Source organism: Kitasatospora sp. NPDC059747 (genome assembly GCF_042732955.1).
GTDB lineage: Bacteria > Actinomycetota > Actinomycetes > Streptomycetales > Streptomycetaceae > Kitasatospora.
The window spans coordinates 104,404-113,923 of record NZ_JBHWGV010000013.1; the positions used below are offsets into that span (position 1 = coordinate 104,404).

At 75.1% G+C, this 9,520-nt stretch carries 8 protein-coding genes; 1 reads left to right on the forward strand and 7 read right to left on the reverse strand.

Translation table 11 applies throughout. From position 1 onward, the window contains the following. Window positions 1-168 precede the first annotated feature (168 nt). The 5 genes from egtD to ACFV4G_RS08680 all read right to left on the reverse strand — a co-directional run bounded on the left by egtD (window position 169) and on the right by ACFV4G_RS08680 (window position 6,258). Window positions 169-1,140 carry an L-histidine N(alpha)-methyltransferase gene (gene egtD / locus ACFV4G_RS08660; RefSeq protein ID WP_380437933.1) on the reverse strand — a complete coding sequence of 324 codons (972 nt, stop codon included), beginning with the start codon at window positions 1,138-1,140 and terminating at the stop codon, window positions 169-171. Between the two features lie 44 nt (window positions 1,141-1,184). Beyond that, the gene (egtC, locus tag ACFV4G_RS08665) at window positions 1,185-2,078 is read right to left on the reverse strand and encodes an ergothioneine biosynthesis protein EgtC (protein ID WP_380437935.1); all 894 of its coding nucleotides are present in this window, start codon (window positions 2,076-2,078) and stop codon (window positions 1,185-1,187) included. Next, complete coding sequence (egtB, locus tag ACFV4G_RS08670) at window positions 2,078-3,430, reverse strand: ergothioneine biosynthesis protein EgtB (protein WP_380437937.1); 1,353 nt, start codon at window positions 3,428-3,430, stop codon at window positions 2,078-2,080. The genes egtC and egtB overlap by 1 nt, the downstream gene beginning before the upstream one ends. Next, window positions 3,427-4,698 carry an ergothioneine biosynthesis glutamate--cysteine ligase EgtA gene (gene egtA, locus ACFV4G_RS08675; RefSeq protein ID WP_380437939.1) on the reverse strand — a complete coding sequence of 424 codons (1,272 nt, stop codon included), beginning with the start codon at window positions 4,696-4,698 and terminating at the stop codon, window positions 3,427-3,429. The genes egtB and egtA overlap by 4 nt, the downstream gene beginning before the upstream one ends. Before the next feature lie 321 nt (window positions 4,699-5,019). Next, window positions 5,020-6,258 carry an aminotransferase class I/II-fold pyridoxal phosphate-dependent enzyme gene (locus ACFV4G_RS08680; RefSeq protein ID WP_380437941.1) on the reverse strand — a complete coding sequence of 413 codons (1,239 nt, stop codon included), beginning with the start codon at window positions 6,256-6,258 and terminating at the stop codon, window positions 5,020-5,022. 159 nt (window positions 6,259-6,417) lie between these two features. Between ACFV4G_RS08680 and ACFV4G_RS08685 the strand changes: the two genes are divergently transcribed. Further along, window positions 6,418-6,996, forward strand: coding sequence for an antibiotic biosynthesis monooxygenase (locus ACFV4G_RS08685; RefSeq protein WP_380437943.1), 579 nt, complete (start codon window positions 6,418-6,420; stop codon window positions 6,994-6,996). Window positions 6,997-7,126: 130 nt separating this feature from the next. On the opposite strand, the gene ACFV4G_RS08690 is transcribed toward ACFV4G_RS08685, so the two are convergent. Both ACFV4G_RS08690 and ACFV4G_RS08695 read right to left on the reverse strand, forming a co-directional pair. Further along, entirely contained in the window at window positions 7,127-7,582 is a 456-nt protein-coding gene (locus ACFV4G_RS08690) for an SRPBCC family protein (RefSeq protein WP_380437945.1), read from the reverse strand. Between the two features lie 9 nt (window positions 7,583-7,591). Further along, entirely contained in the window at window positions 7,592-9,463 is a 1,872-nt protein-coding gene (locus tag ACFV4G_RS08695) for a glycoside hydrolase family 15 protein (RefSeq protein WP_380437947.1), read from the reverse strand. Window positions 9,464-9,520: the final 57 nt, after the last annotated feature.

Genomic DNA, 9,520 nt, shown 5'->3' on the forward strand with positions numbered 1-9,520 from the left:
CGATATGTAACCCCTTGTTCTTTAAACTATTTAACCCGGGGAACCAAACTTTTTGCTCCGATATTTGTTAGGGTCAACAAGAAATTGGGGCCGGGGGGGGCCCCGCGGGGGGCGGCGCGACGGCGGCTGCGCCGCCGCGCCGCTGCGCCGCGCCGCCCGCCGGGCGCCTCACATCGGGGCGGACAGCGACAGCCCGAAGCGGCCTTCCTCGTCCGTCCACCAGTGGGTCAGCCGCATTCCGGCCGCGGCCAGCTCCTCGGCCACCCGCTCGCGGCGGAACTTGGCCGACACCTCGGTGCGCAGTTCCTCGCCGCGGTCGAAGTGCACCGGCAGGTCCAGGGCCGGGATCTTCACGGTCTGGGAGCGCAGCGAGCGCAGCCGCATCTCGATCCACTCCCGCTCCGCGTCCCAGCGCGCGACGTGCTCGAAGGCGTCCGGGTCGAAGTCGGCGCCCAGCTCGCGGTTGAGCACGTTCAGCACGTTGCGGTTGAACTCGGCGGTCACCCCGGACGCGTCGTCGTAGGCGGCGACCAGCGCGGCCGGGTCCTTGACCAGGTCGGTGCCGAGCAGCAGGTGGTCGCCCTGGTCGAGGGTGGCGCGCAGGCCGCCGAGGAAGCCGGCGCGCTCGTCGGGCAGCAGGTTGCCGAGGGTGCCGCCGAGGAAGGCGACCAGGCGCGGGGCGCCGTCCGGCGGCAGGCCGAGCCGCGCGGTGAAGTCGGCCAGCACGCCGTGCACCGCGACCCCGGGGTAGTCGGCGGCGAGCGCCTCGCCGGCCGAGGTGAGCGCGCTCTCGCTGACGTCCACCGGGACGTAGGTGCGCAGCGTGCCGAGGTCGTTCAGGGCGTCCAGCAGGAGCCTGGTCTTCTCGGAGGAGCCGGAGCCGAGCTCGACGAGCGTGCGGGCCTTGGTCGCGGCGGCGATCTCGCCGGCCCGGGCGGTGAGGATGGCCCGTTCGGCGCGGGTCGGGTAGTACTCGGGCAGCCTGGTGATCTCCTCGAACAGGTCGCTGCCGCGCGCGTCGTAGAACCACTTCGGGGGCAGCCACTTGGGTTCGGACGTCAGGCCGTGCTGCACGTCGTGGCGCAAGGCGGTGCTGAAGTGGTCGGCGGGGAGCAGCCTGGTGAGGTCAAAGCTGTTCATGACAGGGCGGTCCTCTGTTCAGAAGGTGAAGGTAGGGCGCGGGCTCAGCCGCGGCGGGGGAGGGGGCGGACGATGACGGCCGGCGCCGGAGGAGGTCCGTCCGGTCCGGCTTCGGTGAGGGCTGCGGCGGTGGCGTCGAGGCCGTTCGGGGCTCCGGCGCCGGCCACGGCTTCCGCGCCGGCCAGGGTTTCCGCACCGGCGAGGGCTTCGGCACCGGCCAGGGCTTCGGCGCCGGCGACGAGGAGCGAGCCCTCGGGGACGGCCGTCCAGCCGGGCTCGTCGTCGTACGGCTCGGAGGCCACCACGAGACCGCCCCCCGGCAGGGTGCGGTGGTGCAGTGTGTCGCCCCAGGTGGTCGCCGCGACCGAGCGGCCGTCGGTCAGCAGCAGGTTGAGCCGCCCGGTGGTGTGCTCGGTGACGTCCGCGACGGTGGCCGCGAGCGCCTCGCCCAGCCCGGCCCCGGCGCGCAGCCGGTGCAGGGTGAGCGCCCACACGAGGGCGGAGTCGGTGCGCGCCTCCAGGTCCAGCAGCTCGGCGGCGGGAAGCAGCCCGGCGAGCGCGTCGAGCTTGTCCGGCCAGCCGGCCACCGCGCCGTTGTGGCTGAAGAGCCAGCGCCCGGCGGAGAACGGTGCGGCGGCGTGCTCGCCGGCCGCGCACCCCTCGGTGGCGGAGCGGACGGCCGCCAGCAGCGCCCGGGTGCGGATCACCCGGGCGAGGTCGGCGAAGGCGGCGTCCGCCCAGATCGGCCCGGCCCGGCGGTAGCGGGCGGGGATCTCGTCGCCGTCCGCGTACCAGCCGAGGCCGAACCCGTCGACGTTCATCGTGCCGTGCTGCTGCGTGCGCGGGGCCCAGGACTGGCGGTGCAGCGCGTACGGCGGCACGACCAGCAGCTCTCCGGGCGCCACCGGCCGGCCCAGGTAGGCGATGTGGCGGCACATCAGGCATCGCCCTGGTCGGGGACGTCGGCGGCCGTGCGGAAGCCGGAGAAGATCTGCCGGCGGACCGGGTAGTCCCAGTTGCGGAAGGTGCCCCGGCAGGCCACCGGCGCGACCGCGAAGGCGCCGCCGCGCAGCACCTTGTACTCGGGCCCGAAGAACACCTCCGAGTACTCCTCGTACGGCCAGGCCCGGAAGCCCGGGTACGGGCGGAAGTCGCTCGCCGTCCACTCCCACACGTCGCCGATCAACTGCCGGACGCCGTACGGGGACTGGCCCGCCGGGTAGCTGCCGGCCGGGGCCGGGCGCAGGTGGCGCTGGCCGAGGTTGGCGTGGTCGGGCGTCGGGCTCCCGTCGCCCCAGGGGTAGCGGCGCGAACGGCCGGTCGCCGGGTCGTGCCGGGCGGCCTTCTCCCACTCCGCCTCGGTCGGCAGCCGCCGCCCGGCCCAACGGGCGTACGCGTCCGCCTCGTACCAGCTGACGTGCAGCACCGGCTCGTCCAGCGGGACGGGCTCCAGCGTGCCGAAGCGGCGGCGCAGCCACTGGCCGTCCTCGTGCCGCCAGAAGAGCGGGGCGGTCAGGCCGGCCTGCCGCCGGTGCGCCCAGCCCTCGGGGGTCCACCAGTGCGGCTCGTCGTAGCCGCCGTCGGCGATGAAGCGCAGGTAGGCGCCGTTGGTGACGGGGGTGGTGTCGAGCCGGAACGCCGGGAGGTCGACGACGTGGGCCGGGCGCTCGTTGTCCAGCGCCCACGGTTCGATGTCCGTGCCCATCGTGAACGGCCCCGCGGGGACGAGGACTTCGGCAGGCAGCGTGGCGGCGTCCGCGGGCGCGGGCGGTGGCGGGGGTGCGGCCAGGGCGGGTTCGCCCTTGCGGAGCTGATGTGTGATCAGCATCGTCTCGTCGTGCTGCTGTTCGTGCTGCGCGATCATGCCGAACGCGAAGCCGGCGTCCAGCAGCGGCGCGCCCTCCAGCGGGCTCGCCGCGAGCAGGTCGAGCACCCGGCCGCGCACCTCGTGCGCGTACGCGCGGGCCTCGCCGGGCGGCAGCAGCGGCAGGCTGGGACGTTCGGCGCGCGGGTGCTGGAACGCGTCGTAGAGCGGGTCGATCTCCGGGTGCATCGGGTCGTGGCCGCCGACGTTGCGCAGCAGCCAGAGCTCCTCCTGGTTGCCGATGTGGGCCAGGTCCCAGACCAGCGGCGACATCAGCGGCGAGTGCTGGGCGGTGAGGTCGTGGTCCTCGACGCAGTCGGTGAGGGCGGCGGTGCGGGCACGGGCGGCGAGCAGCTCGGCGGCGATGGCGTCGCGCAGCGACTCGGTGCCCGCCGGAGCCTCGGCGGGGGGTCGGACGTCGGTCATGGGGCGGCCTCCTCCGGGGGAGTGCGTCGGGTGCCGGCGCGCAGGGCGTCCAGCTGGTCGTCGGCCGGGCAGCGGCCGCGTGCGGGGTAGCGCTCGGCGAATTCGGCGACGGTGGCGCGCAGCCGGGCGGCGCCGGGCAGGCGGCCCAGCGCGGCGTCGGCGGCGGCGAAGCAGGCGAGCGCGGCGCGGCGCAGTTCGGGGTCGGCGACGGCCAGGGTGGCGGCCCGGCGCCAGACGTCGGTGCGCGGTGGGCGCGGCCCGTCCGCGCCCCGCGGCGGCCCCGGCGCCTTCAACGGCTCCAGCGGCTCCAGCGCGGCGAGTGCGGCGTCGGCGGCCACCGGGTCGTCCAGCAGCGCGGTGACCAGGGCCGCGGGCACCACCCAGCCGTCGCCGGGCTGGGCGTCGATCATCCGCAGCTCCAGGTGGCCGCGCGGGCGCACCGGCGGGAAGAGGGTGGTGCGGTGGTAGTCCAAGTCGGCCAGGGTGGGCGGGCGTTCGCCGGCGCCGCGCAGCCAGTCGCGGAAGGTGAGGCCGCGCGGAGCCGTCCACGGCAGGCCGTCCGGGCGGCGCACGCACAGCACTTCGGCGTCCAGCACGTACTGGGCCCACGCCTCGCGGGGGTCGCCGTGGTCGGGGGCCGGGGCGAGCGTGCGGGTCGGGTCCATCCGGGACCACACGGTCTGCCGGGTGGACCGGTGGCCGGTCGGCTTCCCGTCCAGCAGCGGTGAGTTGGCGAAGGCCGCGACCAGCACCGGGCCGAGCCGGTGCGCCAGCAGCCAGCGCCGGTCCACCGCGTGCGGGCCGTCCGCGTCGCCGGCGTCCAGGCACACCTGGAGGGACGCGGTGCCCGTCATCATGATGCGGCCCCAGGGGCCGGCGGAGTCGAAGTGCCGCTCCATCGCGAGGTACCGGGGATGGTCGAGGACCATCCGGCGGGGGCGGGCGAGGGGGTCGGTACCGGTGCCGGTGAGACGCAGGCCCTGCGCCGCGAACGCGGCCCGCAGGGCGGTCAGATCGCGCCGGGTGTCGTCGACGCAGGTCAGGAGGCCGGTGGCGGGCGGGGAGCTGAGCTCGACCTGTCCGCCGGGTTCGAGCGTGAGGCGCGAACCGGAGGGGAGCGATGTGCCGTCCTCGCCGCCGAGCGGCAGCGAACGGAGGGCGGCGTGGGTCCGTTCAGGGGGGACGGGCCGGCTGGGACATCGGTCGTCGTGGACGAACCATTCGACCTCGACACCGACCAGCCGGGGCGGACCGATCTTGAAACACACCCCCGATACGTGGCTGCGCGCTCCCGACTCCGTCAAGGGGGTGACCTTGGTCGGAGGCGTCGGGGGGCTCTGCCGGTCGGGCGGAGTGGTTGGGGATACGGGTATCACCGGACTTACCATCCTCGGGATCACGATTGCGGCCCGGTCTACTTTGCCCAGTCTGCTACGGAGCATGCGGGGGCGCCCCGCAAAATTCGCGTGAATGTTCGTCTTTGCAGGTCAGGGGCGGTGCAATCGGGTGAACGGCACTGTCCGTGAACGTCGTTCGGCGGTATTCCGTGCGGAGTCCGACGGCGCTTTCACGGGTTGCCCCGGGGGTCTTCACGCCCGTGCTCGGATCCGCGCGAGGCGTTCGAGGACGGTCTCCAGCACCGGTTGTGGCAGCGCGTAGTTCAGGCGCAGCGTGCCGTGGCCACCGGGGCCGGACTCGGTGCGGGACTCAGTGCTGGACTCGGCGCCGAACTCGGTGCCGTCGGAGGCTTCCAGTGCGCAGCGGTCGAGGAGCGCCCGGCGGGCGGCGGCCGGGGGGAGCCCCAGCGCGGCGGCGTCGAGCCAGAGCAGGTAGGACGCCTGCGGCGCGGAGCGGACGGCGGGGCCGAGGAGGTCGGTCAGGCGCTCGCGGGCGGCGGCGAGGTGGGCGAGCAGGGCGTCCAGCCAGGGGCCGCCCTCGCTCAGCGCCGCGTGCTGGACGGCCTGTTCGACGAGGCCGCCCTCCCAGAAACCGAAGCCCGCCATGGTGTCGAGCAGCCGGGTGCGTAGGGCCGGGTCGGGCACGAGCGCGAAGCTGCTCGGGAGGCCGGAGGCGTTGAAGGTCTTGCCGACGGAGTTGAGCGTGACCGTGCGGGCGCGGAGCGGCTCGTCGACGGTGGTGACGGCGACGGGGTGGGTGTGGCCGGGATGGGTGAGGTCGCCGTGCACCTCGTCGGAGACCAGCAGCGCGCCCGCCTCGGCCGCCTCCTCGGCGAGGGCGCGGACGTCCCCGGCGGGCCAGACGCGGCCGGACGGATTGTGCGGGCTGCTGAGCAGCACCACGGAGGTGGGGCGGGGAAGCAGACCGGACGGAAGGCGGTAGCCGTCCTCCGGGCGGAGCGTGAGCGGCAGTTCGCGGTACGGCAGGCCGGCCGCGCGGCAGACCTGGGCGAAGCCGCCCCACTCCGGGGTGGGGAAGGCGACGGGCGCCTCCGGGCGTACGGCCTCCAGCAGCAGCCGGATCGCGGTGCGCGGGCCGAACGGCAGGAGCAGCACCCAGTCCGGGTCGACCGCGACGCCGTGCCGCGTCCGGTACCAGCGCGTCACCAGCTCCCGCCCGGCCGGGGCGCACACCGTGTACCCGTACGCCCGGTGCCGGGCCCGGCGGGTGAGCGCTTCGGCGACGGCGGGCGGGCCGGGCAGGTCCATGTCGGCGAGGCTCATGGCGATCACCCCCGGCGCCGCCGCACGCGCCCACTTGCTGCTCCCGGTCCCGGACCGGTCGAAGGGCCGCCCGAAGCCGAAGTCGGGCGTGGCGGCGGTGCGGGCGGGGGAGGGCGTGCGGGGCGGGGTGCTCGGGCTGCGGCTCACGGCGGGCCTCCGGGGCGTCGGGCGTGCGCCGCCACGCTAACCCCGGCGGAGCCGGCCCGTCCCACGCTTCGGGCGCGGCGGGCGGGGCGCGGGGGGTGGGCCGTATGCTCCGGGCGGCCTGCGAACGGCAGGCGCACGGGGGAGAGGCGGGCGGTGCGGATGGCGATGACGGCGCAGGAGACGGCCACCGAACAGGGCGACGAGGTCACGCTGTTCGTGGCCCGGCGGGTCGAGCCGGGCTACGAGGAGGCGTTCGAGGCGTGGGCGAAGAACATCCTCGCCGCCGCGTCCGCCCACGAGGGCAACCTTGGCACCGGGCTGCTGCGCCCGGCCGGGCCGGGCGAACCCTGGCACCTGCTGCTGCACTTCCGTGACGCCGGGGCCTTCCGCGCCTGGCAGGCCTCCCCGGCCCGGGCGGCCTGCTTCGAGAAGGCGGACGGTCACCACTACGAGGTGCACCGGCACGAGATCCTCGGCATGGAGGGCTGGTTCGCCACGACGCCCGGCGCGGCGCAGCGCCGCCCGCCGGTGCGCTGGCGGATGGCAGTTGCCTCGACGCTCGCGATCGCCCCGCTCGTCGTGGCGTCCACGGTGCTGATCGGCCCTTACCTCGCGGGCCTGCCGGTGCCGGTCCGCCCACTGGTCACCGCGCCGCTCATCAGCGGGCTGATGACGTACGCGGCGCTGCCGCTGGTGACGCGGTGGCTGCGGAGGTGGCTGTTCCCGGCGGACAAGTGATCGGTGAGACGGGTGACCGCTGACGAGTGACCGCTGATCGCTGACAGATGACAGAAGACAGATAACAGATTTCAGCGGACAGATTTTGAAATCTGTTCGCTGAAATCCGTCCGCCGAACCCCGTCGGCCGTCACCCGCCCGCCGCCGCCAGGTACCGGGCCAGGCCGCGCCGTCCCCGTCGCATCATCACCGCGTGGTTCGCCCGGAACAGCGGGTGCAGCGGCAGGGCGAGGCGGCGCAGCAGGGGTTTGCCGGGGCGGGTGTCCTCCTCGAAGAGCACGCGGCAGCGGGCCGCGCCCTCCGGCGTGACGGTGAACCGGGACCACCCGGCGAGGTCGCCCCGCATGGCGACCTCCAGCACCCCCGCCACCGGGTCGCGGCGGCGCGCCTCCAGCCCGATCACCAGCGTGTACGGCAGCAGTGCGCGCACCACCACCTCCCCCTCCTCCTCGCCCGTCTGCCGCACCTCCCGGATCTCCGGCCACCACAGCGGGTAGCTCCGTACGTCCTCCAGCGCCGCGAACACCTCCCGTGCGGGCGCGGCGAATTGCCACGTGCCCCGGAAGCGGTAGTGGTTGGGGTCCACGGCCCCAGCCTAGTCCGGTCGGGTCAGGCCGAACGCGGTGTTGACCAGGGCGACGTGGCTGAACGCCTGTGGGGTGTTGCCGAGTTGGCGTCCGGCGTGCGGGTCCCACTGCTCCGAGAGCAGGCCCAGGTCGTTGGTGAGCCCGACCAGGCGCCCGAACAGTTCGCGAGCCTCGTCCGCCCGTCCGGTGGCGGCGAGCGCGTCGGCGAGCCAGAACGAGCAGGCGAGGAAGGCGCCTTCGTCCTCGGCCAGCCCGTCCCCGGAGAGCCTGTCCCCGGCCGGCCCGTCCCCGGAGGGCCCGCCCTCGGAGAGCCCACCCACCGCCCACCCGTCCCGGCCAGGCCCGCCGCCGGACCGTCCGGCCCGGTACCGCCGGACCAGTCCGCCGTGGTCGAGCCCGTCGCGGACGGCGTCGACGGTGCGCACGACCCGGGGGTCGTCCGGTGGCAGGAACCCGCTCTTGACGACGAACAGGGTGGCCGCGTCCAGCCCCCGCCCCCCGTAGTGCTGGACGAAGACGCCGCGCCGCCGGTCGTAGCCGTGGGCGCACACGTCGGCGTGGACGGCGTCGCGCATCGCCCGCCACCGCTCCGTCGGCGCAGGCAGCCCGGTGGCCTCGGCGAGCCGGACGGCGCGGTCGGCGGCGACCCAGCACATCACCTTGGAGTGCACGAAGTGCCGCCGCCCGTCGCGCACTTCCCACAGTCCTTCGTCGGGTTCGCGCCAGTGCTGTTCCAGGTAGGCCATGAGCGCCCGGAGCAGCATCCAGACGTGCCGCTCCATCGGCAGACCGGCCAGCAGCGCGAGGTGCAGGGTGTCCACCACCTCGCCGTAGACGTCGAGTTGGAGCTGGCCGACGGCGGCGTTGCCGAACCGCACCGGCCGCGAGTCCTCGTAGCCGGGCAGCCAGTCGGCGGTGGTCTCGCCGAGCACGCGCTCGCCGGCGACCCCGTAGACGGCCTGGAGGTCGCCAGGGTCCCCGGCGATGGCGCGCAGCAGCCAGCGGCGCCAGGCGACGGCCTCCTCGCGGAACCCGCTGCGCAGGAGGGCGGAGAGCGTCATGGAGGAGTCGCGCAGCCAGCAGAAGCGGTAGTCCCAGTTGCGCGCCCCGCCGATTCGTTCGGGCAGCGAGGCCGTGGGCGCGGCGACGATCCCGCCGGTGGGCGCGTACGCCAGCGCCTTGAGGGTGATCAGCGAGCGCAGGACGGCGGCCCGCCACTCGCCCTGGTAGCGGCACCCGGCCGCCCAGTGCTGCCAGCGGGAGACGGTGTCGAGCAGCGCCCGGTCGGGGTCGGTGCGCGGGGTGGTGGCCAGGTGGGAGGGCTGCCAGGTGAGGACGAACGGGACGCGTTGCCCGGCGGCGACGGTGAAATCGGACGTGGTGACCCCGTCGAGGCCGTAGGTGTGCACGCCGTCGGGCACCCGCAGCCAGGCGGAGTCGGGCCCGGCGACGGCGACCCGGTGGTGTCCGGTGCGCCGCACCCAGGGGTCGACGCGCCCGTAGTTGAAGCACAGCCGCAGCGCGCCGCGCATCGGGACGCTGCCCGTGAGGCCGTCGACGACGCGGATCAGCTGCGGGGCGCGCCGCCCGTCCGGGCCGCGCTGCGGCATGAAGTCGGTGACCCGGACCTGCCCGGCGGCGGTGTGCCACTCGCTCTCCAGGACGAGGCTGTCGCCCCGGTAGCGGCGGGTGCGGCAGGTGCCGGCGCCCGCGGGGGCGAGCCGCCAGGCGCCGTGGCAGGGGTCGCCGAGCAGTCCGGCGAAGCAGCTGGGGGAGTCGAAGCGGGGCAGGCACAGCCAGTCGACCGAACCGTCCCGGCCGACCAGGGCGGCGGTCTGCAGGTCGCCGATGAGGGCGTAGTCCTCGATGCGTCCGGCCATCACCTCCATTCTCGGCTCCGTGCCCGCCCGGCGCCCCCGCCCGGCGCCCCCGCCGCC

Coding starts and splice junctions, on each gene's coding strand:
- egtD (WP_380437933.1), bottom strand. CDS start 1,140: ATGAACAGCTTTGACCTCACCAGGCTGCTCCCCGCCGACCACTTCAGC.
- egtC (WP_380437935.1), bottom strand. CDS start 2,078: ATGTGCCGCCACATCGCCTACCTGGGCCGGCCGGTGGCGCCCGGAGAG.
- egtB (WP_380437937.1), bottom strand. CDS start 3,430: ATGACCGACGTCCGACCCCCCGCCGAGGCTCCGGCGGGCACCGAGTCG.
- ACFV4G_RS08685 (WP_380437943.1), top strand. CDS start 6,418: ATGGCGATGACGGCGCAGGAGACGGCCACCGAACAGGGCGACGAGGTC.
- ACFV4G_RS08695 (WP_380437947.1), bottom strand. CDS start 9,463: ATGGCCGGACGCATCGAGGACTACGCCCTCATCGGCGACCTGCAGACC.